We start from the raw sequence: 23968 nt of genomic DNA, 5'->3' as shown, positions 1-23968 counted from the left end.
CCCCTTCCATGTCACCGGCAAGCGGTCTAGGTTGGCGCCAACGCGCAAGCCGCGCAGTCCCCAGCCAAGAGTTTCCTCATGCCCGCGCCCACCGTCGCGCCCCTGCGCAGTGCTCCGCCGCCGTCGCGGTCCGACAATCTACGCGGCATCGTCCTCATGCTGTCGGGCTTTTTCTGCTTTGCCGCCTGCGATGTGCAGGCCAAGTTTCTGACCGACAGCTTTCACGCCGTTCAGGTGGTCTGGTTCCGCCAGATCGGACTGGCGCTTGGCGTCGTCGTCCTGATCCTGCTGCGGGGGCCACAGATCCTGCGCTCTCGCCTGCCGGGGCTGCAGATCACGCGCGGGCTGACGGCGGTCTGCTCGGCCATCTGCTTTGTCCTGGCGGTCAGTTTTGTGCCGCTCGCCGACGTGGTCGCGGTCACCTTCATTGCCCCGTTCATCGTCACCGTCCTTGGCGCAGTCTTTCTGCGCGAACCCGTGGGCATCCGGCGCTGGATCGCCGTGGGCATCGGGTTCGTCGGCATGCTGATCGTGATCCGCCCGGGGATGGGCGTTTTCCATCCCGCCATTGGCTTTGCCGTGGCCGCCGCCAGTTTCTTTTCGCTGCGCCAGGTGCTGTCCCGCAGCCTCAGCGGTACGGATTCGGTAATCACCACGGTCGCCTATACCTCGCTCACCGCCATCAGCGTGGTCAGCCTGGCCCTGCCCTTTGTCTGGACCACCCCGGACGAGGCGCGGATCTGGCTCATCGTCATCGGCCTTGCCGTCACCGCAGCCCTGGGCGAGGTGCTGGTGATCCGTGCCCTGGACATCGCGCAGGCGGTCGTCGTGGCACCGATGCATTACTCGCTGATCATCTGGAGCACGTTTTACGGCTACGTCGTCTTTTCGGATCTGCCCGACAGCTGGACGCTGCTGGGCTGCGGCATCATCGTCGCCTCGGGGCTGTATACGCTGCACCGCGAACGCCTGGCGGCCCGCAAGGAAAAGGCACAGGCCTAGGGCCGGGGCGCCTCCCAGCTGTAGGCCCAGTGCTTTAACCCCTCGCGGCCCGCCTCGGTCAGGGCATAGACACCTGTGCCCTGCCGCTCGAACCATCCATAGTGGTTGTCGCGCATGATCCGCGTCGCCGCCGCGACGCCGGTCGCCTTGGCCACGTCGCGCCCGCGACAGGCCCCCCGTTCGGCCAGATGCGCCGCGCAGGCCAGCGAATCCTGACGGTATCCCGTCACAATCCCGTGCCGCGTCGCCCCACCCGCATTGGGATCGCCGCGCAACCGCTCGAAGGCACGCAACAGCTTGGCAGCCTTGGCCTTGTTGCGCCGCGGCACATAGGGCCCGGGATCGCATTGCACCTCGACCGTGCCATCACCGCGCACGGTGATGAACCCAAGGCCGAGCCGTCGGCACATGGCCTGGTTGTCCTTCAGCGCCCGCCGCGCGCTGCGCCCGGTGGGGCGTGGCACGGCGATATAGACATGGTCGGACACCGACAGCCGGGCACAGGCCTGGTGGTAGAGCGACAGGGTGATCCGCAGCTTCAGTTCGACGATGACAGGCGGTTCGTCGCCGCGCAGGGCGACAAGGTCCGCCGCGCCGACCTCTCCCTTGACCGTGTAGCCTTGCGTTTCCAGCAAGGCCTTGACCGGCGCATATAAATCGCTCTCCCGCTCCATCCCTGCAGTCTCTGCGCAGGGCTTCCCCTTGTCCAGAACCTGCCCGCCGGACTATGCACAAAGGGCCCCAACCGGAAAGCGAACCCATGCGCCTGATCCTGATCGCCCTGACACTCTGGAGCCTCTGCACCGCCCCCCTTTACGCCAGTTGCCAGGGGCGCGACCTGATGGGCACGCTGACCGATGCCGAGCAGGCGCGCTTCGACGACCAGCTTGCCGCGACGCCCTACGCCCAGGGCAACCACTGGCGCGCGACGCGCGGCGACAAGACCCTGCACCTGATCGGGACCCTTCACCTGGGCGACCCCCGTATGGACGCCCCGGCAGAACGGCTGACCCCGCTGATCAAAGGCGCGGACCTCTTGCTGCTGGAAATGGCCGCGCCCGAGAAACAGGCGCTGGAAACCGCGCTCAAGACCCGGATGGACATGCTGCTGCTGCAGGACAGCACCCTGCCCGAGCTCTTGCCAGAAGACGAATGGAACCGCCTTTCCGAGGCGATGCGCCTGCGCGGGATGCCGCCCTTCATGGCCGCCCGGATGCGGCCCTGGTATGTCTCGATCCTGCTGGCGATCCCGCCCTGCATGACCGCGCAACTGGCCGAGGCCAACGGGCTGGACGCAAGACTGGAACGCGCCGCCTTGGCCGCTGGCGTGCCGACGCAGTCGCTGGAACCCTATGAAACCGGGTTCGCAGCCTTTTCTGACATGCCACTGGACACGCAGCTTTTGATGGTCCGTTCCGCCCTCAGCGCGCCCGAAGACGGCGAAAACCTCTTCGAGACCATGCTGACCGCCTATTTCGGCGAGGCCCATGCCGCCAGCCAGATCGTGCTTGAGGTGCTTTCTCCTCGGCTGACACCCCTGACGCCTGAGGAAAACGCCCAGGTCTTCGAGGTGCTGGACGGTGCGCTCATCTCGGGCCGCAACCGCGCCTGGATCCCGGTCCTGACAGAGGCGCTGGACGACAGCGACGGCTATGTCGTCGCCGCCTTCGGTGCCGCGCACCTCGCCGGTGAGCAAGGCGTGCTGAAACTGCTCGAGGACGAGGGGTTCACGCTGGAACGGTTGCCGTTTTGACCCGACCGAACCCAGATCAAGGACAGCCGCGCACTGCCCCGCCTAACCTGCCCGCATGTGCAGACGGGAGGGGACAGTGAACCTCAGATCGAAACGCAGGGAATTGCAGGGCGTGAACGGCGCCCTGGGCTTGGTCGCCGGTCTGGGCGGCTATGTCGGGAACCTCTATTCCTACGGGCTTGCCACCTTCCTGATGCTGGCCATCTGGATCCTCGGCGCAACCGTGATCAATCTCCTGACCGACCCGCCCGAGAAATGAACAGGGCGCCGCGATCTGCGGCGCCCCTGTCGTGATCAGGCCGCCAGGCCGCGCCCTTTCAGCAGGGCCTCGACCCCCGGCATCCGGCCCCGGAACTGCATGTACAGGTCTTCGGCCTCGACCGACCCGCCGCGGGACAGGATGAACCGTTCCAGCTTTTGCGCGGTTTCGGGATCGAAGGCGCCACCCGCCTCTTCGAAAGCCTCAAAGGCATCCGCATCCATCACCTCGGACCACATGTAGCTGTAGTAGCCCGAGGAATAGCCGTCGCCCGCAAAGACATGGGCGAAATGCGGCGTCGCGTGGCGCATGACGATGGCGCGCGGCATGCCGATGCTTTCCAGCACCTCCGCCTGTTTCTGCATCGGGTCGGCGGGCGCCGCGCCGGAGTGGAACTCCAGGTCCACCATCGCCGAGGCGACATATTCCACAGTTTGGAATCCCATGTCGAAATTCGCCGCCTTCAACACCTTGTCCAACAACGCCTCGGGCATCGGCTCGCCCGTCTCGGCATGGGTGGCGAATTCGGCAAGCACCTCCGGCACTTCCAGCCAATGTTCATACAGTTGCGAGGGCAGCTCGACAAAGTCCCGCGCAACGGAGGTCCCGGCAACAGATCCGAATTCCACATCCGACAGCATCTGGTGCAGCGCGTGGCCGAACTCATGGAACAGCGTGCGCGCATCGTCATAGGACAAGAGCGCGGGCTTGCCAGCCGATGGTTTGGCAAAGTTGCAGACGTTGACCACGATCGGCGTCTTTTCCTCGGGCCGCTTGGCCTGCATCCGGAAGGCCGAACACCAGGCGCCGGAGCGTTTCGAGGACCGCGCGAAGTAATCCCCGATGAACACCGCGACGTGTTTGCCGTCGCGCGTCACCTCGAAGGCGCGGCAATCGGGATGGTACATCGGCACGTCCAGCGGCGCGAACTCCAGCCCGAACAGGCGGTTGGCGCAGGCAAAGGCCGCCTCGATCATCCGGTCAAGCTGCAGGTAGGGTTTCAGCTCGGCCTCGTCGAGATCGTGCTGCGCCTTGCGCCGCTTCTCCGCGTAATAGCGCCAGTCCCAGGGTTCCAGCGGTCCCGGGATACCATCGGCGTGCAGCATCTGTTCCATCTCGGCGGCGTCCTTCAGCGCCGCCGTCTTGGCCGGCTCCCAGACCGCCATCAGCAATTCGCGCACCTTGTCGGGCGTGCCCGCCATCTCGGTCTCCAGCTTGAAACCCGCGAAATCCGCATATCCCAGCAGCTTGGCCCGCTCCTCGCGCAGTTTCAGCACCTCACCCGCGATACCCCGGTTGTCGGTCTCACCGCCGTTTTCCCCCCGCATCACCCAGGCCCGCCAGGCCTTTTCGCGCAGGGCCCGGCGCGGAGAGAATTGCAGGAAGGGCACGATCAGCGACCGCGACAGCGTCAGGACCGGGCCACCCGATCCCGCCGCCTCACCGGCAGAGCGGGCCGAATCCACCACGAATTCCGGCAGGCCCTCAAGATCCTCTTCGGCCAGGTCCATCGACCAGGCGGATTCGTCCTTCAGCAGGTTCTGGGTGAACTGCGTCCCCAGAACCGCCAGCCGCGACTTGACCTCTTTCATCCGGTCCGCCGCATCGCCTTCCAGCGCCGCGCCCGCGCGGACAAAATCACGATGCGTCAGGTACAACACCCGCGCCTCTTCCTCGGTCAGGTCCAGCGCCTCGCGCTGGTCCCACAACTCCTGGATGCGGGCAAAGAGCTTGTCGTTGGAGTAGATCGCAGAGGAATGCGCCGAGAGTTTCGGGCTGAAATCGCGCTGCAATTCCTGCCGCTTGTCGTTGCTGTCCGCCCCGGCAAGGTTGAAAAAGGTGCCCAGCACCCTGTCCAGCGCCGCGCCCGATCCTTCCATCGCCAGGATGGTGTTGTCGAATGTCGGCGCCTCCGGGGTATCGGCAATCGCCTCGATCTCGGCCAGGTGCGCGGCCAGCGCCTCCTCCAGCGCCGGGGCAAAATCCTCGTCCGAGATCTCCGCGAAGGGCGCGATGCCAAAGGGTGTGTCCCAGTCGGCAAGCAAGGGGTTGGTCATGAGGCTTTCTCCTGTCTCGTTGCGGCAAAGCTAGGCGCCCGCGCCGCCCGCTTCAATCACAACAACGGTTTCTCTGGACGTGACGGCCACGCAATCCGCGTAGGGCGGGGTTCAACCCGCCGCCCCGCCACAGACCGGGCAGTCCTCGCGGCGTTTCAGCGTGATCTTGCGGGTCTCGCTCCAGAGCGCGTCGTAGATCAGCATCTCGCCCCGCAACACGGCCCCCGCGCCAGAGATCAGCTTTATGCATTCCACCGCCATCATGCTGCCCACGACCCCCGGCAAGGGCCCCAGGACCCCGGCCACCGCACAGCTGGGCGCCAGCCCCGGCGCCGGGGCCTCGGGAAAGATGCACTGGTAGCAGGGCCCGGAATGGGTGGGATCAAAGACCGACACCTGCCCTTCCCACTGGCTGAGCGCACCGGAAATCAGCGGCTTGCCCGCTGCCACGCAGGCCCGGTTCACCAGGTAACGCGTGTCGAAATTGTCGGTCCCGTCCAGCACCACGTCATAGTCGTCCAACAGCGCCGCCGCGCTCTCGTCGTCCAGGCGCCGCTTGTAGGGGCGCACCGTGATATAGGGGTTCAGGGCCTCCATCGCGGCCTGCGCGGAAAAGACCTTGGCCATGCCGATCCGCGCATCCGTATGGATCACCTGCCGCTGCAGGTTGCCGCTGTCGACCTCGTCATCGTCGATCACGCCGATGGTGCCCACACCCGCCGCCGCAAGGTACAACAGCGCCGGAGAGCCAAGCCCCCCCGCGCCGACCACCAGCACCTTCGCCTCTTTCAGCCGCTTCTGGCCCGGACCGCCCAGCTCACGCAGAACGATATGCCGGGCATAGCGGTCCAGCTCGCCCTCGCGGAACTTCGACGGATCCGGGGCGGGCGCCTCTGCCGCCTCCTTTTGCACCGCGCGCGCCTTCAACCGGCGTATGCCCAGCGCATAGGCGAATCCCAGCACCACGAAGCCGCCCAGGATCAGCCAGAGCGCCGCGCTGCCGCCCGTCGCCTCGCGCAGCGGATGCCCCGCAGGCAGCACCACCTGCACCATCAGAACAAGGACATAAAGCAGGCCCAGCATGTAGCCCCGCGCCACTTTCGGCACCTTCATCAGGTGCCCGATGCCCCAGATCGCACCCGCCAGAATCAGCACGAACAGCATCAGCCGCGCCCCGTCGACCCGAAACCGCCAGCCCCGCGCGCGGTGTCATCCAGCGGCCCTTCGCGGAACACCGCCCGCACCACCGGCGCCACCACCATCTGCGCGATCCGGTCACCATGCGCGATCACGAACTCCGCATCCCCGGCATTCATCACGATCACCCCCAGCGGCCCGCGATAATCGCTATCGATGGTCCCCGGCGCATTGGGCAGGGTAATCCCGTGTTTCAGCGCCAGCCCGGATCGCGGCCGCACCTGCACCTCATAGCCCTCGGGAATGGCAATCCGAAGCCCCGTCGGCACCAACACCCGCGCCCCCGGCGCCAGCACGATCTCGCCCCGGTCGACCAAGTTGGCCCGCAGGTCCGCCCCTGCCGCGCCGGGCGTGGCATAGCTGGGCAGCCCCAGCGCCCTGTCCGCCCCCTCGACCCAGTCGACGGCAATCGCAACCTGTGTTTCTTCTCTCGTCAAATACTCAAACTCCGCCCGTGCCACGGGTTCCGTCCCAAGGGCCCGGCGCGCGCACCGCAGCCCCCAGCGCCTCGGCGATCCGCGCCGCCAGCCGCGCCCCCACCTCACGCTTGGACGCACGCGGCCATGTCTCGGCGCCGCTGTCAGAGATCAGGACAACCGCGTTCTCCGCCCCGCCCATGATCCCGGTCGCGGGCGAGACGTCATTGGCCACGATCCAGTCGCAGCCCTTGCGGGCGCGTTTCGCCGTAGCGTGGTCCACCACGTCATTGGTCTCGGCGGCAAAGCCCACCACCAGCCGAGGCCGCCCCTCTGCCAGCTTCGAGACCTCGGCGAGGATGTCGGGGTTTTCGGTGAACTCCAGCACCGGCAGCTTGCCGCCCTCTTTCTTGATCTTCGCATCCGAGGCGCTGAGCACGCGCCAGTCCGCCACCGCCGCCGCAAAAACCCCGGCTTCGACCGGCAGGGCACCCATGACCGCCTCGCGCATCTCGCGCGCGCTCTCGACCTCGATGATCTGCACACCCGCCGGGCGCGGCGCCTCGGCCGGGCCGGTGACAAAGACCACTTCGGCGCCCATGTCGCGCAGGGCCTCGGCAATCGCCGTCCCCTGCGCCCCTGACGACCGATTGGCGATATAGCGCACCGGGTCGATGGGTTCATGGGTGGGGCCGGAGGTGACCAGCACGCGCCGTCCGGCCAGCGGGCCATTGGACAGAAATTCCTCGACCGCGGCGACGATTTCCATCGGTTCGGCCATCCGGCCCGGCCCATGTTCGCCACAGGCCATGTCGCCCGCATTGGGGCCGACCACCCGCATACCGTCACCGCGCAACACCTCAAGGTTGCGCTGCGTCGCCGGGTGTTCCCACATCCGCACGTTCATCGCGGGCGCGATCATCACCGGCGTATCGGTCGCCATCAAAAGGGTCGTGGCCAGGTCATCCGCATGCCCGCCCGCCATCTTGGCCATCAGGTCGGCGGTGGCGGGCGCCACCAGCAACAGGTCCGCCACGCGGCTCAGCTGGATATGGCCCATCTCGGCCTCTTTCGTCAGGTCAAAGAGATCGCGGTGCACCTCTTCCCCGGCAAGCGCCGACACCGACAGCGGTGTGACGAACTGTTCTGCCGCGCGGGTCATGACCGGCGTCACCGCCGCGCCCCGTTCGCGCAAGCGCCGGATGAGGTCGAGGCATTTGTAAGCCGCGATCCCGCCACCGATCATCAGAAGAATGCGTTTCCCGTTCAGCATGGTCCCGCCCCAATCGCTTTGATGCGGTTGTAGGCCCAGCCGCGACCCGAGACAATGGCCGGGGACACCTGCACCGGATGCCGGACCTCGTCCCGGACTTGATCCGGGACCTCCCGGCTCTTCACGCGCAGATCGACAAGGTTCACCGCGCGCGAAAAGCCTCGCAGGGATCCGGGCGGTCCACGGGCGGCGCGCTTTCGGTCAGGTCGAACCCTCCGTCCGGCGCCGTCCCCCCGTTCTCGCCTTGCCCCAGGGCGAGGATCGCCACGTCAGGCGCCGCCAGGGTCAGCAAAGCCGGGGCGCCCCAGTCCTTGCGCGCATGGCCATTGCCGGTGATGACCGCAACCGGGCCGCCGGTGGCCTCCAGCGCCTCCAGCGCCGCCATAGCCAGACGCGCGTCCCGAAGGCGCTGGATATTCACCATCATGGGCAACATCTCGGCGGGAAGGGCGTCACAATGGGCCGCCATCTGCAGCGCCTCGCGCCGCTCTTGCTGCTCTTCAGGCAGGGGGCGGTCCAGCCCGAACAGCGCCGCGCCGTCCCCGAATGCCTCGGCAAGATCCTGAGACATGGCGGCCCGTGCAGCACCGCGCGGCAGTTGCGCGCCGAAATGCGCCGCCCCCGGCGCCGCCGCGAAAATCGGATAGTACATGGAGAAATCGGGCCATCCGCTGTCGGCCCAGTTCAGCGCCGCGCCCAGCGCCGCCTCGTCGCCAATCAACTCGGGCGTGACAGGCGGCACCGCATCGGGATCCAGCATCTCCCAGACGATGGCGCGCGGTTGTACCTCTGACACGATCTCGGCTTGGCGCGCGTGGTGGGCAGGGTTGTCGTGCACCTCGCCCAGGAAAAGCACCTGCGCGCCCTGAAGGGGGTCTGCCGCAACAGGCCCGGCGAACAGCAACAGGCCGAGGATCACATGTTTCATGCCAGGAAGTGATGCACTTCTCCGCTCTGCGCCTCAAGGGCTTTGCGCATCTTGCCGAAGGCAGCCGCCTCCAGCTGGCGCACACGCTCCTTGCTCAGCCCCAGCTCGGTGCCCAGCGATTCCAGCGTCCGGGTTTCCTCGCGCAGCTTGCGTTCGCGCACGATGAACCGCTCTCGTTCGTTCAGCGCGCCCATCGCCTGCACCAGCCAGTCGCGCAGCTGCTCGCGGTCATGTTCGTTCTCGACGATCTCAGAGGCCTGCGCGCCACCGTCCTCGATGGTGTCGATCCACTCGCGCCCCTCGTCCTCGACCGACTGGGTGGCGTTCAAAGAGTAGTCCGATCCCGACAGCCGGCCTTCCATCATCTCGACGTCCCGCAGCGGCACGCCGATCTCTGTGGCGATCTTGTGGCGCAGCTGAAACCCGTCCAGTTCCTCGCCCGAGGCCGCGGCCTCACGCTCGATCCGCGCCTGAACGCGGCGCATGTTGAAAAAAAGTGACTTCTGCGACGACGTCGATCCCGTGCGCACCATCGACCAGTTGCGCATGACGTAATCCTGGATCGAGGCTTTGATCCACCAGACCGCGTAGGTCGAAAACCGCACACCACGATCCGGATCGAACTTGTCGGCGGCCTTCATCAGGCCCAGGCCCGCTTCCTGGATCAGGTCGTTCATCGGCGCGCCATAGCGCTTGAACTTCGCCGCCATCGAGATCGCCAGCCGCATATAGGCCTGGATCAACCGGTGCAGCGCCTCTTCGTCACGATCGTCGCGCCATGCATAGGCCAGTTTCAACTCGGTTTCCGCGTCCAGCAGTTCGGCCTTCATGGCCCGGCGCGACAAGCTCTGGTCATTGAAAGAATCAAGTGCCATTTCCGCTCCCCTGGTGATCTCGGGCCCCCGTTTCCGGGCCTTCTGATCTTGATACGCGCGTGGCACACATGCAGATCACTTTTGCCTTCGTGGATTTTCGATCAATGCGCGCGCATCCATCTGCCGGCGTGATCACGTCTGCAACGAATCCTGATTTCCAGCCGCGCCGCACGTGCTGTATTCAAACGCACAAGTGATTGGAGAGGTTCCATGTCCGACAAGCTTTTTCTTGGCGATTACAGTTATTCCAGCTGGTCCTTGCGGGCCTGGCTGCTGTTCCACCGCTTCGGCATCCCGGCGACGATCGAGATCGTCGATTTCATGAAGGCCGGCGTGGCCGAGCAGATGTCGCGCTTTTCCCCGGCCCGCACGGTGCCGACGCTGGTGCTGTCTGACGGTACGGTGATCTGGGACAGTCTTGCCCTGGCCGAGGAACTGGCCAGCCGACACCCCGACGCCGGCCACTGGCCCGCCGACCCCGCGATGCGCGCCACCGCCCGCAGCCTGGCCGCCGAGATGCATTCCAGCTTCGGCACGTTGCGTGACCTTTGCCCGATGAACCTGCGCGCCGCCTATTCAGACACGCCCGTGCCCGAGGCGCTGAAGGCCGATCTGGCCCGGCTCGAGTCGATCTGGGGATATGCGCTCGATCGGTCGCGCGGGCCGTGGCTCTGCGGCGCCTACTCGGTGGCAGACGCCTTCTTCGCCCCCGTGGCGGCGCGGATCGCGGGCTATGCCCTGCCCGTTGGCGACCAGGCGCGCGACTACGTCGCCGCGCATCTGGCCGATCCGGCCTTCCGCCGCTGGCGCGCAATGGGTCTGGCCCGCGGCGCGACCCTGCCCTGGTACGACCGCGACTATGCGCAACTGCCCTGGCCCGGCCCGACACCGCGCCCCGCGCGGGCCGTCGAAAGCGGCGAAGCGGAAAACACCGCCTGCCCATATTCCGGCGATCCGGTCACGCACCTGATGGAATCAGAGGGACGCATCTTTGGCTTCTGCAACGCCTTTTGCCGCGACAAGACCATGAACGACCCGGACGCCTGGCCAAAGTTCGTGGCGATGCGCGACGGCACCAGCTGAGCCTTGCGACAGGATTAATTAACCCCGGCGCCCGGGCGTTAACCGATTGCTAACCACGTCCGGGGCAGGCTCGCCCCGGTCCTGACGTGGGGAGTTTCATGGTTGCGCGCGCCCATACGGTCGCTTTCGAGGGGGTGAATGCGCGCCCTGTCGAGGTGCAATGCGCCGTCACCCCCGGCGTCCCCGCCTTTTCCATCGTGGGCCTGCCCGACAAGGCCGTGTCAGAGGCGCGCGACCGCGTGCGCACGGCGCTGAGCGCGCTGGCCATCGCGCTGCCGTCGAAAAAGATCACCATAAACCTCGCCCCTGCCGACCTGCCCAAGGTCGGCTCTCACTTCGACTTGCCCATTGCCCTGGGGCTGCTGGCGGCGCTCGACATCCTGCCCCGGGACGCGGTGGCACAGACCGTCGCCCTGGGCGAACTGTCGCTAGACGGCGACCTGTTGCCGGTGGTCGGCGCCCTGCCCGCCGCGATGGCCGCCGCCGAGGAGGACCGCATCCTGCTCTGCCCCCGCGCCTCGGGGGCAGAGGCCGCCTGGGTCGAGGCCTGCACCGTGATCGGCGCCGGGAACCTGCTGGAAATCGTGCGCCACTTTTCCGGCGACAACGTGCTTGAACCGGCCCGCCCGGGCGAGGTGACGACAGATCCGGCAACGCGCGACCTGCGCGATGTCAAGGGACAGGAACGGGCCAAGCGGGCGCTGGAAATCGCCGCCGCCGGGCGCCACCACCTGATGATGATCGGCCCGCCCGGCGCGGGAAAATCCATGCTCGCCGCCCGTATGCCCGGCATCCTGCCGCCCCTGACACCCGTCGAGGCGCTGGAAACCTCGATGATCCACTCCATCGCCGGCCTTCTGACCGATGGTGGCATCTCGCGCACGCGGCCCTTTTGCGAACCGCATCACACCGCCTCGATGGCGGCGCTGATTGGCGGCGGACGCACAGCGCAACCCGGACAGATCAGCCTGGCCCACAATGGCGTCCTGTTCATGGATGAATTTCCGGAGTTTCCGCGCAACGTGCTGGAAACCCTGCGCCAGCCCATCGAAACCGGCGAGGTCATGGTGGCCCGCGCCAATGCCCATATTCGCTATCCCGCGCGTTTCCTGCTGGTCGCGGCGGCGAACCCGTGCAAATGCGGCTATCTCACCGACCCCGCACAGGCCTGTTCGCGCGCACCCAACTGCGGCGAGGATTACCTAGGCCGCATCTCGGGGCCCCTGATGGACCGGTTCGACCTGCGGCTGGAGGTGCCGCCGGTCGGTTTCACGGATCTCGACCTTCCCGCCACCGGCGACAGTTCCGAAACCGTGGCCGCCCGCGTCGCCACCGCCCGCGCCGTGCAGGCCGACCGCTTTGCCGATCACGACGCGCTGCGCACCAATGCCGATGCCGAGGGCCAGCGCCTCGAAGAGATCGCCACGCCTGACGACGAGGGGCGCGCGCTGTTGACCCGGGCCGCCGACCGTTTTGGCCTGACCGCGCGCGGCTATCACCGGGTGCTGCGCGTCGCGCGCACCATCGCCGACCTCGACAAAGCCGAGACGGTCCGCCGCCCGCATGTGGCCGAGGCGCTCAGCTATCGCCTGCTGTCGGCGAAAGAGAGTTGATCCATCGCCCGATCCGCCGCAGCGTGATCCGCGCCTCCGGCAGGATGTTGTGAAAGATCGGCCAGACATGCGGCAGGTCGCGCGCGATGTCCTCGTGTACCGTCACGCCCTGGTCACGCAGCCGCACCGCCATACGCCGCGTGTCGTCCAGCAGGACTTCCGTGTCCCCCGCCGACAGCCAGACCGGCCCCGCCCCGGTGAACTCTGCCCAGAGGGGGGAAACCTGCGGATCGCGCCGATCAACATCCTGCGGGACATAGAGAAGCGCAGTTTCATGGGTGCGGCTGACCGGCAGGACCACGTCGCTCTCGGCATTGCGCGTCACGCTGTCGCCCGAAAAGGTCATGTCCGTCAGCGGAGACAGCGCGAAAGTCCCCAAGGGCTGTCGCAGTTCCTGCCGACGGATCTCACCCAAGAGCGTCAGCGCCAGCCCGCCACCCGCACTGTCCCCGCCCAGCACGACCCCGGCAGGATGCGCCATCACCGCCCGGTAGGCCGTCAGCGCATCTTCGAGGGCGGCGGGAAACGGATGGTCCGGCGCCAGCCGGTAATCCACCAGGCAGGCCGGGGACCGGGCCGCCCGCGACAGCCAGGCGACCATGGCCCGGTGCGTGTCCGCAGAGCCCATGACATAGGCGCCACCGTGGAAATAGAGGATCAGCGGCCCGGGCAGATCCTCGTTGACCCAGAGGACCGGAACCGCGTCGAGGGCATCGCGCCTTTGCCGCGTGCCCCGAGGGGCGAAAAAGAAAAGGCGCGCCTTCCGTTCAAAGGAGGCGCGCAGGCGGGGCACCGAGATGCCCCGTTCAAGGTGCGGCCGTTCCGTCATCCGCAACCAGCGGTTCAGGAGCGGCCGCATCAGGCTCATGCCAGCTTGGCCTCGATCGCCTGCCAGATTTTCTCGGCCACGTTGATACCGTCGAACCGCTCCAGTTCCTGGATACCCGTGGGCGAGGTCACGTTGATCTCTGTCAGCCAGTCGCCGATCACGTCGATCCCGACAAAGACCTGGCCCTTGTCGCGCAGCACCGGCCCGATCCGGGCGCAGATCTCGCGGTCGCGGTCGCTCAACTCGATCTTTTCGGGGCGGCCGCCCACGTGCATGTTCGAGCGCACCTCGCCCTTGGCAGGCACGCGGTTGATCGCGCCCACCGCCTCGCCATCGACGAGGATCACCCGCTTGTCGCCCTTGGACACGGCGGGCAGGTATTTCTGCACGATCAGCGGTTCACGCGAAAAGCCTGTGAACATCTCATAAAGCGAACTGAGGTTGCCGTCCGAGGCGCCCAGCTTGAACACCCCGGCGCCGCCGTTGCCGTAAAGCGGCTTGACGATGACATCGCCGTGCTTTTCGCGGAAGGCGCGCAGCACCTCCAGGTCGCGGGCGATGGCCGTGGGCGGTGTCAGGTCGGGAAAGTTCAGGACAAGAAGCTTTTCCGGCGAATTGCGCACCCAGAAGGGATCATTCACCACCAGAACGTCGTCCTTGAGCCGGTCGAGCAGGTGGGTGGTGGTGATGTAATGCATGTCAAAGGGCGGATCCTGGCGCAGCCAGATCACGTCCATATCCCCCAGGTCGACCGCGACGCGATCCCCAAGGATGGCGGGTTTCTCCGCCACCCGTTGCACCGTCATCCAGTGCCCCCGCGCGGTGATACGCCCCTCTTCGTAGGCCAGTTGATCCGGCCCGTAGTAGAACAGTTCATGCCCGCGCGCCTGCGCCTCTTCGGCGAGGCGGAACGTGCTGTCGGCGTTGATATCGACCCCGGTGATCGGGTCCATCTGAAAGGCGATCTTCATCGGCGTCCCCTGCAATGCGTCCGCCATAGATGGCGCAGGACGGGGCCGGGTGCAATGCACCTAGGCCCTGCGGGAACGCAGGGCCGTCCCTCAGCAGAGGGCGTTTTCGATCACGCGGATCTCACCATGACCGTTCACCAACGCCACGTCGAAACGGATATCCGTCAGGGACCCGCGCGGCATCGTGCCAAGGAACTCCTCGCCCGCGCGCAGCAACCGCCCGATCTGGCGCTGTGACAGGCGTTCGACGGCCCGGTCGAAGTTGCGGCTTTTCTTGACCTCGACGACGATCACCCCGTCACCGTCGCGCAGCACGAGGTCGATCTCACCGGATCGGCCGCGCCATCGCCGCGCCAGCAGCGGATAGCCCCGGCGGGCATAATCCGCGGCCACGCCAATCTCGGCCGCAAGGCCCGCGTGATAACCGCACCGCCCGGTATCGACCCGGCCCGCCACACCTGCGAAATCAAGCGCCATCGTCATCCCCTTTTGCCGAGAGGCGCATGGCCAGTTGATAGACCGGACGCCGTTTCACCGCGAACCGCGTCGAAACGAAATCCGCCGCATCGCGGACCGACATCGTTTCCAGCGCCTTGTTCACTTCCTGTTCTAGGTCAATTTCCCTAACAGATCCTGAATCCCCTTTCCCGATCAGCACCACCACCTCGCCCCTGGCGGGGGTCTCGCGGTAGTGATCAGCCAGCTCTGACAGGCTCCCCCGCCGGACTTCCTCGAATTTCTTGGTCAGTTCCCGGCAGACTGCCGCCTCGCGGTCGCCCAGCACATCCTGCGCGGCCAACAGCATCTCGGGCAGGCGTCGGGGCGATTCGTAGAACACAAGCGTCGCGGGCACGCCCGACAGGTCGCGCAGCGCCGATTTACGAGGCCCGCCCGCACTGGGCAGGAAGCCGGCGAACAGGAACCTGTCCGTGGGCAGCCCGGCCAGCGTCAGCGCCGTGACCACGGCGCTGGCCCCCGGCGCGCTGGTGACCGGGAACCCGGCCTCGGCGGCGGCGCGCGCCAGGTCGAACCCGGGGTCCGAGATCATCGGCGTCCCCGCCTCGGACGCGTAAAGCACCGATTTCCCCGCCGCCAGGTCCGCCAGAAGGCGCGGCCGCACCCGCGCGCCGTTGTGATCGTGGTAAGCCACCAAGGGCCGGTCGCCCAGCGCCACCCCGTGCAGTTCCATCAGCCGCCGCAGGCTGCGCGTGTCCTCGGCCGCCAGCACCTCCGCCGTCGCCAGCAGGTCGAGCGCGCGCAGCGTAATGTCGCGCGCATTACCGATGGGTGTGGCCACAAGGTACAAGCCCGGCGTCAATCCGCCACCCTGTCCGGCGCTTTCCGGATTCGTCACTGGTCCCCCCTTTCGCCCTTCTCTATGATCGTCGCCAAATCGCTCAGCGCGCCGCCCGTGCCGCGCATGTCGCGCAAGAAACGAGGGAGTCCACCGTCCATGTTCGCCATTTTTTCCAATTTCCGCAAGGCGCTGCGCCCGCTGGCCGGTCTGGCCGCCGCAGCCGCGCTGGCGGCCTGTGACCCCTCTGCGCTGACCAATATCGGCGGAGGCGGCGACGGTCCACGCATCAATACGGGCAAACCGATCCCTGTGGCCCTGCTTGTGCCGCAATCCGATCAGGGGGCCGCGCCGATCGCCACCTCGCTGGAAAACGCCGCCCGGCTGGCGATGGCCGATCTGGGTGAAGGTGTGACCATCGACCTGCGCGTCTATGACACGGGCGGCCAGGCCCCCGCCGCCGCCGCCGCCGCGCAAAAGGCCGTCGACGAAGGCGCCAAGATCATCCTGGGCCCGCTGCGTGCCGACGCGGTGAACGCCGCCGGCCTCGCCGTGGCGGACGAGGGTGTGAACGTGCTGGGCTTTTCCAACAACCCCACCATCGCCGGCGGCAACGTCTTCATCCTCGGCTCGACCTTCGACAACACCGCGCGCCGGATGATGGCCCACGCCCGCCGCAACGGCAAATCCAACATGGTGGTGATCTACTCCGAGGACGTGGCCGGACAGCTGGGCAAGCTGGCGATCGAAAAGGCGGCCGAGGAATACGGGGTCAACATCGTCGGCAGCCAGGGTTACCAGCTGTCGATCGAGGGTGTTTCGGCAGCGGCCAGCGCCGCGGGCCGCGTGGTGTCCTCCGGCGCCGCCGACAGTATTTTCATCACCACCGCCGCCAGCAACGAGGCCATGCCGATCCTGCTCGACCGCCTGCCCGGGGCCGGGGTGGACCCCGCAAAGGTGCAATACATCGGCCTGACCCGCTGGGACGTGCGCCCGGATCTCTTTGGCCTGGCGGCCTCTGACGGGGCCTGGTTCGCGGTGCCGAACGTGGCCCGGCTGGAAAGCTTCTCGGGTCGCTACAACAGCACCTACGGCACCGCGCCGCATCCGTTGGCCGGGCTGGCCTACGACGGGATTTCCGCCATCGGCACGCTGGCCGCGCAGGGCCGCAACGATGCGCTGTCGGCCACGGCGCTCACCTCGACTGGCTTTACCGGCACGGGCGGTGTATTCCGCCTGATGAGCAATGGCGCAAACCAGCGCGCGCTGGCCATCGCCACGGTAAAAGACAAACAGATGGTGATCCTTGACCCTGCCCCCAGCAGCCTCCCAGGCGGCGGCCTCTGAGTCCGAGACGCTTCCCGACAACCTGATCGCGCCCGCCGCCGAGATCTTTGATCTTCCGGCGGTGCGCGGCACGCTTTTCGCCGGGATGCCCAAGGGCGCGCCGGAAACGGACGTGCGCAAGCACACGGTCAAGACGCTGCGCGCCGCCTTCGACGCGGGCCGGGCCAAGGTGGCAGAGGCCTTTGCCGCCGCCCCCTTCGGCGCCCGCCGCACCACGCGGTCCTATACCTGGATCACCGATTGCATCGTGCACCTGGCCTTCGAGGTCGCCACCGAGGTGCTGCACCGCCTGCCCAACCCGACCGAGGCCGAACGCCTGTCGGTGCTGTCAGTCGGCGGCTACGGGCGCGGGGAAATGGCGCCTTTCTCGGATGTCGACCTGCTGTTCCTCACCCCCTACAAGATCACCCCCTGGGCCGAGAGCGTCATCGAGTCGATGCTCTACATCCTCTGGGACCTGCGGCTGAAGGTCGGGCACAGCTCGCGCACCGTGCGCGACTGCCTGCGCCTCGGGGCCGAGGATTTCACCATCCGCACCGCGATGCTGGAAAGCCGGTTCCTGACCGGCGACGCGGGTCTCGCCGACGACCTGGACCGCACCCTGTGGAACGACCTGTTCAACGCCACAGCGCGTGAATTCGTCGAGGCCAAGCTGAGCGAACGCGACGCCCGCCACGACAAGCAGGGCCAGCGCTACATGGTCGAGCCCAACGTCAAGGAGGGCAAGGGCGGGCTGCGCGACCTGCAGTCGATGTTCTGGATCATCAAGTATGTCCACCACACCGACGATGTCTCGCAACTGGTGACGACCGGCGTGTTCCGGCCCGAGGAATACGAAACCTTCGTCCAGGCGGAACGCTTTCTCTGGGCGGTGCGCTGCCACCTGCACCTGGCCGCCGGGCGCGCCAACGAGTTGCTGAGCTTCGACATGCAGGTCGAGGTGGCGCGGCGGATGGGCTACAACGACCGGGGCGGGCGGCGCGCCGTGGAATGGTTCATGCAGGACTATTTCCGCCACGCCACCTCGGTGGGCGACCTGACGCGCATCCTGCTGACCTCGCTGGAGGCCGACCACACCAAGGGCGCGCCGCTGATCCAGCGCCTGTTCCACCGGCCGCCGCAGGTCAAGGATGGCTACAAGGTCGTGCACAACCGGCTGGCCATCGCTGATGACGCCGCCTTTCTGTCCGACAAGCTGAACCTGCTCAGGGTCTTCGAGGAAGGGCTGCGGACCGGCCTCTTGATCCATCCGGACGCCATGCGGCTGGTCAAGGCCAACCTGCACCTGATCGACAATGCCTTCCGCGAGGATGACGAGGCGCGGACGCTGTTCCTGGACCTGCTGCTGAAACACGGCAATCCCGAACGCGCCCTGCGCCGAATGAACGAACTGGGGGTGCTTTCCGCCTTCATTCCCGAATTCGCGCCCATCGTGGCGATGATGCAGTTCAACATGTACCACCATTACACGGTGGACGAACACACCATCCAGTGCATCTGGAACCTGTCCGAGATCGAGCACGGCAACCTGACCGAGGAACTTCCCGTCGCCTCGACCATCCTCAAGGAAGGCATCAACCGCCGCGTGCTCTATGTCGCACTCTTGCTGCATGACATCGGCAAGGGCCGGAACGAGGATCACTCGATCCTCGGCGCCCGCATCGCGCGCACCGTCGCGCCGCGCCTGGGCCTGTCGAAATCCGAAAGCGCCACCGTTGAATGGCTGGTCCGCTATCACCTGCTGATGTCGGACATGGCCCAGAAACGCGACATCGCCGACCCGCGCACCGTGCGCGGCTTTGCCAAGGCGGTGCAGACGCGCGAACGGCTGGACCTGCTCTGCGTGCTGACGGTCTGCGACATCCGCGGCGTCGGCCCGGACACCTGGAACAACTGGAAGGCGGCGCTGATCCGCGCCCTCTACCGCCAGACACGCCGCGCGCTCGAAGGCGGGATGGAGGCGCTCAACCGCGAGAACCGCGGCACGGAGGCGCGCGAGAACTTGCGCGAGGCGCTGTCGGACTGGGACACGCTGGCGCTGGCCGCCGAGACCAGCCGCCACTACGATCCCTACTGGCAGGGCCTGCATGTCACCGCCCATGTGGTCTTTGCCAAGCTGCTGCGCGACCTCAAGCAAGACGAGATCGCCATCGACATCCACCCCGACGAGGACCGCGACGCCACCCGTGTCTGTTTCGCGCTGCAGGATCACCCGGGCATCTTCTCTCGTCTGACCGGGGCACTGGCCTTGTCCGGCGCCAACGTCGTGGACGCGCGGACCTTCACCACCAAGGACGGCTACGCCACCGCCGCCTTCTGGATCCAGGACGCCGAGGGCTCACCCTACGAGGACAGCCGCATCCCGCGCCTGCGCGAGACCATCCGCAAGACGCTGATGGGCGAGGTTGTCGCCCGCGAAGCGATGAAGCCCAAGGACAAGCTCAAGAAGCGCGAAAAGGCCTTCAGGGTTCCGACCCACATCACCTTCGACAACGACGGCTCCGAGATCTTCACCATCATCGAGGTCGACACCCGCGACCGCCCCGGCCTGCTCTTCGACCTGGCCCGGACACTGGCCGGGCTGAACATCTACGTCGCCTCCGCCGTGATCGCGACGTACGGCGAACAGGTGGTCGACACCTTCTACGTCAAGGACATGTTCGGGCTGAAACTGCACTCGAAGGTCAAGCGCGACCAGATCGAGAAGAAACTGCGCTCGGCCATCGAGGAAGGCGCCGAACGCGCGCGCGGCTAACTGGCTGCATCCCAGATCGCCCGCAGGCAAGCACCCTGCGGGCTTTCGGGCGCAACATGCACAAAGGCCATCGCCTCGTCCCGGGTGCGAAAGACCCCGGTTTCCCAGGGGCTGAGGCCATCGGTGATCGACTGGTACATCCGCGACATCCCGTAAACCACGTCCCCCGGCGCGTGGACCGACGTGCGCGAGGCGTGATCCCGTTCGGCGTAATAGCCCTTGAGCCGGTAGGCCAGCCGCTGCATGTCGGCGAAATAGGCGTCGTGCAGCGTACAGTCCGCCATGTCCACCAAGGCGTGCTGATGCCTGTCGTACAGCGGGTGCCCGGCATATTCGAGAAAGGACTCGATATGCTCTTCGGTCCCGACCTCTCCGCGGAAATGCACGAGAACCAGGTTGAACCGGGGCAAGACCTCGAAAGTGACTGGCACGCGCACACGACCTTTTGGGATGACATCACGGTGCAACCCGAGACGTCACCCGTCAAGAGGTACTCGGCATCACCGAAACATCACAGCGGTTGAGTGATCCGGCAGGAACATACCCCCCAAAATCACCCCGCGTGCACACATCCTTCGGCCCCGGTGTCATGAAAGGGCCCGCGCAAGCGACACCATGCGCACGCGGATCACGTCTTTGGCATGGCGCGGCGTCCTACTTGCCCCCCTCACCGCCGACCGCACCACCGCCCTGATGCGGCCGCTGCTCTGATCCGCGCCCCTTCCGCCACCCTGCCCTTTCGGCTAAGCGGGAGCACAGAGCAGCAAGCGAGCAAGCCCATGAAACCCATCCGCCTTGTCGCCGGTGTCATGACCGTCGGCTTCTGGACCCTGATGAGCCGGGTTCTGGGCGTCGTGCGCGAGGTCATGATCCTCGCCCTGATCGGCCCCGGCCCGGTCATGGACGCCTTTGTCGCGGCCTTTCGCCTGCCCAATCTCTTTCGCCGCTTCTTTGCCGAGGGCGCCTTCAACGCCGCCTTCGTGCCGCTGTTTTCCAAGAAATACGAAGGCGAGGAAGATCCGCTGATCTTTGCCCGCGACGCGCTCAACGGGTTGGCGACGGTGCTCCTGGCGCTGACCGCACTGGCGATGATCTTCATGCCCGCGCTGGTCTGGGCCACCGCGGGCGGCTTTGCCGGGGACGCGCGGTTCGACCTGACCGTGGGCTTTGGGCGGGTGGTCTTTCCCTATATCCTGCTGATCTCGCTGGCGGCGCTGTTTTCCGGCGCGCTGAATGCTACCGGCCATTTCGCCGCCGCCGCCGCCGCGCCGGTGCTGCTGAACATCCTCGTCTGCCTGTCGATGGGCCTTGGCGCCGCGCTGGGGGGCGAGGTGATCCAGTACCTGATCTGGGCGGTGCCCGTGGCGGGTATGGCGCAGCTTGCCCTGGTCTGGGTGGCCGCCGACCGCGCGGGTGTGCGCATCCGCCCCGGACGCCCGCGCCTGACACCGGACATGAAACGGCTCGTCGTGATCGCGGTGCCTGCCGCGCTGGCGGGCGGCGTCATGCAGATCAACCTGCTGGTGGGCCAGCAAGTCGCCAGCCACTTCGAAAAGGCGGTGGGCTGGCTCTATGCCGCCGACCGGCTGTACCAATTGCCGCTGGGCGTGGTGGGCATCGCCGTGGGCATCGTGCTGCTGCCCGACCTGTCGCGCCGGCTCAAGGCGCAGGACGACGGCGGCGCGCGCAACGCGTTTTCCCGCGCGGGCGAACTGAGCCTCGCCCTGACCGTCCCCGCCGCCGTGGCACTGGTGGCGATCCCGCTGCCGATGGTTTCGGTCCTCTTCGAACGTGGCGCGACCACCGCCAGCGACAGCGCCGCCATCGCCACGGCGGTGGCGATCTACGGCCTCGGCCTGCCCGCCTTCGTGCTGCAGAAGGTGCTGCAACCGCTCTACTTCGCGCGTGAGGATACGCGCAGCCCCTTCCGATTTGCAGTCTGGGCGATGGTCATCAACGCGGTGGTGGCCATCGGGCTGGCGCCCACGATCGGCTGGCTTGCCCCCGCCATCGCCACCACGCTGGCAGGCTGGGTCATGGTCTGGCAACTGGCGCGCGGCGCAAAGGCGATGGGCGAAGTGGCGCATTTCGACGACCGTTTCCGCCAGAGGCTCTGGCGCATCGTGGCCGCCTCGCTGGTGATGGGCGGGGTGCTCTGGGGGCTGAACATCGTCCTGACACCCTGGCTGGCCCTGCCCTACCTGCGGCTGGCCGTGCTTGCCGGGCTGATCGGGATGGGCATTATCACCTACGGCATCGCCGGGCAGGCCCTGGGCGCCTTCCGCCTGTCCGAGATCAAGGCCATGCTCAAACGGTCCCGCGCGTGACACTGCGCGCTCTGCTCTCTGCCGGTGAGGCGGCCCCCGCGCTCGAATCCCTTGCCGCCAGCGCCCGGTCAGAGCTGCTGCTCTGCCTGCCGCGCCTTGCGCCCGACAGGCCGCTGGTCCTGCCGGAGCTGCACGAGCGCGGGCTTGAGACATGGGGCGACATGCTGGCGCTGCTGTCCCGGCGCGGGTTGTCGCTGCGCATCCTCGTGGCCGATCCCGATCCCCTGCTGGCCGTGCAGGCCCACCGCGCCGCCTGGCGCCGCGCCTCGGGGTTTGCCGATGTCCTGCAAGGTGGCGCTCAACTCATCTGCGCCCCGCATGGACATGTGGCGCACGGCCTGCGCGGCGCCCTATTGCGCCGCCGCCTTACCCCCGCACTGACCGCAATCCGGGCCGAGGACCCGGCGCGCCTGACCCCGGTCCAGCGCGCCCTGGTCCAGGGCGGCGCCAGCGCCCGCCCCGCAGAGATCCACCAGGCATTTGCCCTGGCCGATGGCGCCGGTGCCGTGATCGGCGGCCCGGACCTTGCAACCGACGCCCCCTCTGTCATGGCTCTGCACATCGCGGATGCGGATTTCTGTGGTGCCCTGCGGGGGCATTTCGCCGATTGCTGGGCCGCGGCGCTGGACAGTGGCGCCGCCCTCGCCGCACCGGGCAGCGCCCTGGACAACCCGACCCGCCCGCAAAGCCGCGATGACCTGCGCCTGTTGCGAACACAATCACGCCCCCGCACAGGCCTGGCGCCCCGGACGCTTGCCAACGATGTCGAACCGGCGCTGGTCCGTCTGTTCAGCACCGCCCGCCGACGCATCCTGATCCGCACCAGCGCCCTGCGCCACGATGGCCTGACACAGGCACTGGCACAGGCCGCGCAGACCCCGGACCTGCACCTGATCCTGTTGCTGCCGCCCGAGACGCGAGGCACATGGGATGACACCCGCGCCGCCGCGCTGCAGGGCGCCGCACTGGCCCGCCTGCAAGCGGCCTATGGCGACCGGCTGGCGCTGGTCTCCGATCCGCAGTCCGAGGGCATGCTGTGCCTGGTGGACGGGATCACCGTGATCGGCTCCGCCTCGCTGACCCGCCGCGCCTGCCGTTGGAACAGCGAGGCGGCGGCATTGATCCGCGACGAGCGCCTGACCGAAACCCTGCTGGCCCATCTGGGCACCGGCCTCTCCGGCGACCCGGACCGCGCCGCGACCTGGACCGCGCATGGCCCCGCCCTGCCCCTGTCCGGGGACAGGCCCCGCCGCAGCCTGCTACCCGACGACCTGTTCTGAACGGCTACCGGCGCCGGATACGTTCCAGCACCCGCGCCACGCCGCCGGGCGCCAGCAGAACGGTCAGCGCGAATCCGGTGACAAAGCCCACCACGTCGGCAATCCAGTCGCTGCCGCCCCCGAACAACACGCCAAAGACCAGCTGCACCGCCAGAAGCATCCCGATCAGGGTAAAAGCGCGCACCTGCGGCGCCCCCTCGTTGCCCAACCGCACCCAGAGCAGGAAGGTAAAGCCGCCAATCAGCCCGTAGACCCCGGGAAAGGCGCCCACCAACCAGGGATCGTCGCTGAATAGGCCAAAGCCAATCGCCCCGAAAATCCCCGAGACAAAGAACACCGCGACAAAAACCAGCGACCCAACCGATTCCGCCACGATCTTGCCCATCGCCAGCAGGATCACCATGCTGAACAGCCCGTGGCTGAAACTCGGGTGCAAAAACAGGTAGGCCACAAACCGCAGCAGGTGTTCCGGCGGATACTGCCCCGTCTCCAGCATCCAGTCGAAGGCCCGGCCCGAAAAGGCATAGGTCTCGATCGCCGAGGTCCGCCAGCCGACCGCGCCGGGGCCGCCCACGATCCCCTGTCCGCCCAGCCAGATCACCAGCTCGATCCCGGCCAGCACAAGGAACAAGGCCGCCACCACGGGCGGCAGCGGGTTGACCGGGGCCTCGTTATGCGGGTGCGTCATGGGGACCTCTTTCTTGACGGT

General features: G+C 67.1%; 22 protein-coding genes. 9 read left to right on the top strand and 13 right to left on the bottom strand.

Annotated elements, in window-relative coordinates; all coding sequences use genetic code 11:
• Positions 1 to 78 precede the first annotated feature (78 nt).
• Positions 79 to 1002 (top strand): DMT family transporter, encoded by a 924-nt coding sequence (locus tag KZZ07_RS19185; protein ID WP_255564451.1) that lies wholly within the window; start codon positions 79 to 81, stop codon positions 1000 to 1002.
• On the opposite strand, the gene KZZ07_RS19180 is transcribed toward KZZ07_RS19185, so the two are convergent.
• Positions 999 to 1676, bottom strand: a complete 678-nt coding sequence (locus KZZ07_RS19180; protein WP_219516496.1) for a DUF2161 domain-containing phosphodiesterase — start codon at positions 1674 to 1676, stop codon at positions 999 to 1001. The two genes, KZZ07_RS19185 and KZZ07_RS19180, sit on opposite strands and share 4 nt — an antisense overlap.
• Positions 1677 to 1762: 86 nt before the next feature.
• On the opposite strand from KZZ07_RS19180, the gene KZZ07_RS19175 reads away from it, so the two are divergent.
• Complete coding sequence (locus tag KZZ07_RS19175) at positions 1763 to 2755, top strand: TraB/GumN family protein (RefSeq protein ID WP_219516495.1); 993 nt, start codon at positions 1763 to 1765, stop codon at positions 2753 to 2755.
• A gap of 76 nt (positions 2756 to 2831) precedes the next feature.
• On the top strand, positions 2832 to 3014 hold the full coding sequence (locus KZZ07_RS19170; protein WP_219516494.1) for a hypothetical protein: 183 nt from the start codon (positions 2832 to 2834) through the stop codon (positions 3012 to 3014).
• A gap of 35 nt (positions 3015 to 3049) precedes the next feature.
• Here KZZ07_RS19170 and KZZ07_RS19165 read toward each other — a convergent pair whose 3' ends face one another.
• The 6 genes from KZZ07_RS19165 to KZZ07_RS19140 all read right to left on the bottom strand — a co-directional run bounded on the left by KZZ07_RS19165 (position 3050) and on the right by KZZ07_RS19140 (position 9760).
• A complete protein-coding gene (locus KZZ07_RS19165; RefSeq protein WP_219516493.1) occupies positions 3050 to 5071 on the bottom strand; it encodes a M3 family metallopeptidase in 2022 nt (673 codons plus the stop codon).
• Between the two features lie 111 nt (positions 5072 to 5182).
• A complete protein-coding gene (locus KZZ07_RS19160; RefSeq protein ID WP_219516491.1) occupies positions 5183 to 6235 on the bottom strand; it encodes a HesA/MoeB/ThiF family protein in 1053 nt (350 codons plus the stop codon).
• Positions 6235 to 6705, bottom strand: a complete 471-nt coding sequence (gene dut, locus KZZ07_RS19155) for a dUTP diphosphatase (RefSeq protein WP_219516490.1) — start codon at positions 6703 to 6705, stop codon at positions 6235 to 6237. Before dut ends, KZZ07_RS19160 begins: the two co-directional genes overlap by 1 nt.
• A 4-nt stretch (positions 6706 to 6709) precedes the next feature.
• Positions 6710 to 7957 carry a bifunctional phosphopantothenoylcysteine decarboxylase/phosphopantothenate--cysteine ligase CoaBC gene (coaBC, locus tag KZZ07_RS19150; RefSeq protein WP_219516489.1) on the bottom strand — a complete coding sequence of 416 codons (1248 nt, stop codon included), beginning with the start codon at positions 7955 to 7957 and terminating at the stop codon, positions 6710 to 6712.
• Between the two features lie 142 nt (positions 7958 to 8099).
• Positions 8100 to 8885: a ChaN family lipoprotein gene (locus KZZ07_RS19145; RefSeq protein ID WP_219516488.1), complete on the bottom strand. Its 786-nt coding sequence runs from the start codon at positions 8883 to 8885 to the stop codon at positions 8100 to 8102.
• Positions 8882 to 9760 (bottom strand): RNA polymerase factor sigma-32, encoded by an 879-nt coding sequence (locus KZZ07_RS19140; protein WP_219516487.1) that lies wholly within the window; start codon positions 9758 to 9760, stop codon positions 8882 to 8884. The genes KZZ07_RS19145 and KZZ07_RS19140 overlap by 4 nt, the downstream gene beginning before the upstream one ends.
• A gap of 210 nt (positions 9761 to 9970) precedes the next feature.
• Between KZZ07_RS19140 and KZZ07_RS19135 the strand changes: the two genes are divergently transcribed.
• Positions 9971 to 10843 (top strand): glutathione S-transferase, encoded by an 873-nt coding sequence (locus KZZ07_RS19135; protein ID WP_219516486.1) that lies wholly within the window; start codon positions 9971 to 9973, stop codon positions 10841 to 10843.
• A gap of 98 nt (positions 10844 to 10941) precedes the next feature.
• Positions 10942 to 12456: a YifB family Mg chelatase-like AAA ATPase gene (locus tag KZZ07_RS19130; RefSeq protein ID WP_219516485.1), complete on the top strand. Its 1515-nt coding sequence runs from the start codon at positions 10942 to 10944 to the stop codon at positions 12454 to 12456.
• Here KZZ07_RS19130 and KZZ07_RS19125 read toward each other — a convergent pair.
• The 4 genes from KZZ07_RS19125 to rsmI form a co-directional block, all read right to left on the bottom strand.
• Complete coding sequence (locus KZZ07_RS19125) at positions 12422 to 13324, bottom strand: alpha/beta hydrolase fold domain-containing protein (protein WP_219516484.1); 903 nt, start codon at positions 13322 to 13324, stop codon at positions 12422 to 12424. The genes KZZ07_RS19130 and KZZ07_RS19125 overlap by 35 nt on opposite strands.
• Positions 13321 to 14256, bottom strand: coding sequence for a glutathione synthase (gshB, locus tag KZZ07_RS19120; RefSeq protein ID WP_219516483.1), 936 nt, complete (start codon positions 14254 to 14256; stop codon positions 13321 to 13323). The genes KZZ07_RS19125 and gshB overlap by 4 nt, the downstream gene beginning before the upstream one ends.
• 90 nt (positions 14257 to 14346) lie before the next feature.
• The gene (locus KZZ07_RS19115) at positions 14347 to 14733 is read right to left on the bottom strand and encodes a YraN family protein (RefSeq protein WP_219516482.1); all 387 of its coding nucleotides are present in this window, start codon (positions 14731 to 14733) and stop codon (positions 14347 to 14349) included.
• Positions 14723 to 15610, bottom strand: coding sequence for a 16S rRNA (cytidine(1402)-2'-O)-methyltransferase (gene rsmI / locus KZZ07_RS19110; RefSeq protein WP_219516481.1), 888 nt, complete (start codon positions 15608 to 15610; stop codon positions 14723 to 14725). Before rsmI ends, KZZ07_RS19115 begins: the two co-directional genes overlap by 11 nt.
• Positions 15611 to 15709: 99 nt before the next feature.
• Here rsmI and KZZ07_RS19105 point away from each other — a divergent pair, with 99 nt between their 5' ends.
• Together KZZ07_RS19105 and KZZ07_RS19100 are read left to right on the top strand one after the other, a co-directional pair.
• Positions 15710 to 16897 carry a penicillin-binding protein activator gene (locus tag KZZ07_RS19105; protein WP_219516480.1) on the top strand — a complete coding sequence of 396 codons (1188 nt, stop codon included), beginning with the start codon at positions 15710 to 15712 and terminating at the stop codon, positions 16895 to 16897.
• Positions 16857 to 19652 (top strand): [protein-PII] uridylyltransferase, encoded by a 2796-nt coding sequence (locus KZZ07_RS19100; RefSeq protein WP_370631206.1) that lies wholly within the window; start codon positions 16857 to 16859, stop codon positions 19650 to 19652. Before KZZ07_RS19105 ends, KZZ07_RS19100 begins: the two co-directional genes overlap by 41 nt.
• On the opposite strand, the gene KZZ07_RS19095 is transcribed toward KZZ07_RS19100, so the two are convergent.
• Positions 19649 to 20083 (bottom strand): hypothetical protein, encoded by a 435-nt coding sequence (locus KZZ07_RS19095; RefSeq protein ID WP_219516478.1) that lies wholly within the window; start codon positions 20081 to 20083, stop codon positions 19649 to 19651. The two genes, KZZ07_RS19100 and KZZ07_RS19095, sit on opposite strands and share 4 nt — an antisense overlap.
• Before the next feature lie 348 nt (positions 20084 to 20431).
• Here KZZ07_RS19095 and murJ point away from each other — a divergent pair, with 348 nt between their 5' ends.
• Complete coding sequence (gene murJ, locus KZZ07_RS19090; RefSeq protein WP_219516476.1) at positions 20432 to 21979, top strand: murein biosynthesis integral membrane protein MurJ; 1548 nt, start codon at positions 20432 to 20434, stop codon at positions 21977 to 21979.
• Positions 21976 to 23259: a phospholipase D-like domain-containing protein gene (locus tag KZZ07_RS19085; protein ID WP_219516474.1), complete on the top strand. Its 1284-nt coding sequence runs from the start codon at positions 21976 to 21978 to the stop codon at positions 23257 to 23259. Before murJ ends, KZZ07_RS19085 begins: the two co-directional genes overlap by 4 nt.
• Before the next feature lie 4 nt (positions 23260 to 23263).
• Here KZZ07_RS19085 and KZZ07_RS19080 read toward each other — a convergent pair whose 3' ends face one another.
• Complete coding sequence (locus KZZ07_RS19080; RefSeq protein ID WP_219516472.1) at positions 23264 to 23947, bottom strand: rhomboid family intramembrane serine protease; 684 nt, start codon at positions 23945 to 23947, stop codon at positions 23264 to 23266.
• Positions 23948 to 23968: the final 21 nt, after the last annotated feature.

Source organism: Mameliella sp. CS4 (assembly GCF_019392335.1).
Classification (GTDB): Bacteria; Pseudomonadota; Alphaproteobacteria; order Rhodobacterales; family Rhodobacteraceae; genus Antarctobacter.
The sequence above is the reverse complement of the archived record's forward strand: the minus strand, read 5'-3'. Positions and strand labels throughout refer to the sequence as shown.

Coding starts and splice junctions, on each gene's coding strand:
- KZZ07_RS19115 (WP_219516482.1), bottom strand. CDS start 14,733: ATGGCGCTTGATTTCGCAGGTGTGGCGGGCCGGGTCGATACCGGGCGG.
- KZZ07_RS19160 (WP_219516491.1), bottom strand. CDS start 6,235: ATGCTGTTCGTGCTGATTCTGGCGGGTGCGATCTGGGGCATCGGGCAC.
- KZZ07_RS19140 (WP_219516487.1), bottom strand. CDS start 9,760: ATGGCACTTGATTCTTTCAATGACCAGAGCTTGTCGCGCCGGGCCATG.
- KZZ07_RS19105 (WP_219516480.1), top strand. CDS start 15,710: ATGTTCGCCATTTTTTCCAATTTCCGCAAGGCGCTGCGCCCGCTGGCC.
- KZZ07_RS19175 (WP_219516495.1), top strand. CDS start 1,763: ATGCGCCTGATCCTGATCGCCCTGACACTCTGGAGCCTCTGCACCGCC.
- KZZ07_RS19135 (WP_219516486.1), top strand. CDS start 9,971: ATGTCCGACAAGCTTTTTCTTGGCGATTACAGTTATTCCAGCTGGTCC.
- gshB (WP_219516483.1), bottom strand. CDS start 14,256: ATGAAGATCGCCTTTCAGATGGACCCGATCACCGGGGTCGATATCAAC.
- KZZ07_RS19125 (WP_219516484.1), bottom strand. CDS start 13,324: ATGAGCCTGATGCGGCCGCTCCTGAACCGCTGGTTGCGGATGACGGAA.
- KZZ07_RS19180 (WP_219516496.1), bottom strand. CDS start 1,676: ATGGAGCGGGAGAGCGATTTATATGCGCCGGTCAAGGCCTTGCTGGAA.
- KZZ07_RS19165 (WP_219516493.1), bottom strand. CDS start 5,071: ATGACCAACCCCTTGCTTGCCGACTGGGACACACCCTTTGGCATCGCG.
- KZZ07_RS19080 (WP_219516472.1), bottom strand. CDS start 23,947: ATGACGCACCCGCATAACGAGGCCCCGGTCAACCCGCTGCCGCCCGTG.
- KZZ07_RS19145 (WP_219516488.1), bottom strand. CDS start 8,885: ATGAAACATGTGATCCTCGGCCTGTTGCTGTTCGCCGGGCCTGTTGCG.
- KZZ07_RS19185 (WP_255564451.1), top strand. CDS start 79: ATGCCCGCGCCCACCGTCGCGCCCCTGCGCAGTGCTCCGCCGCCGTCG.
- murJ (WP_219516476.1), top strand. CDS start 20,432: ATGAAACCCATCCGCCTTGTCGCCGGTGTCATGACCGTCGGCTTCTGG.
- coaBC (WP_219516489.1), bottom strand. CDS start 7,957: ATGCTGAACGGGAAACGCATTCTTCTGATGATCGGTGGCGGGATCGCG.
- KZZ07_RS19130 (WP_219516485.1), top strand. CDS start 10,942: ATGGTTGCGCGCGCCCATACGGTCGCTTTCGAGGGGGTGAATGCGCGC.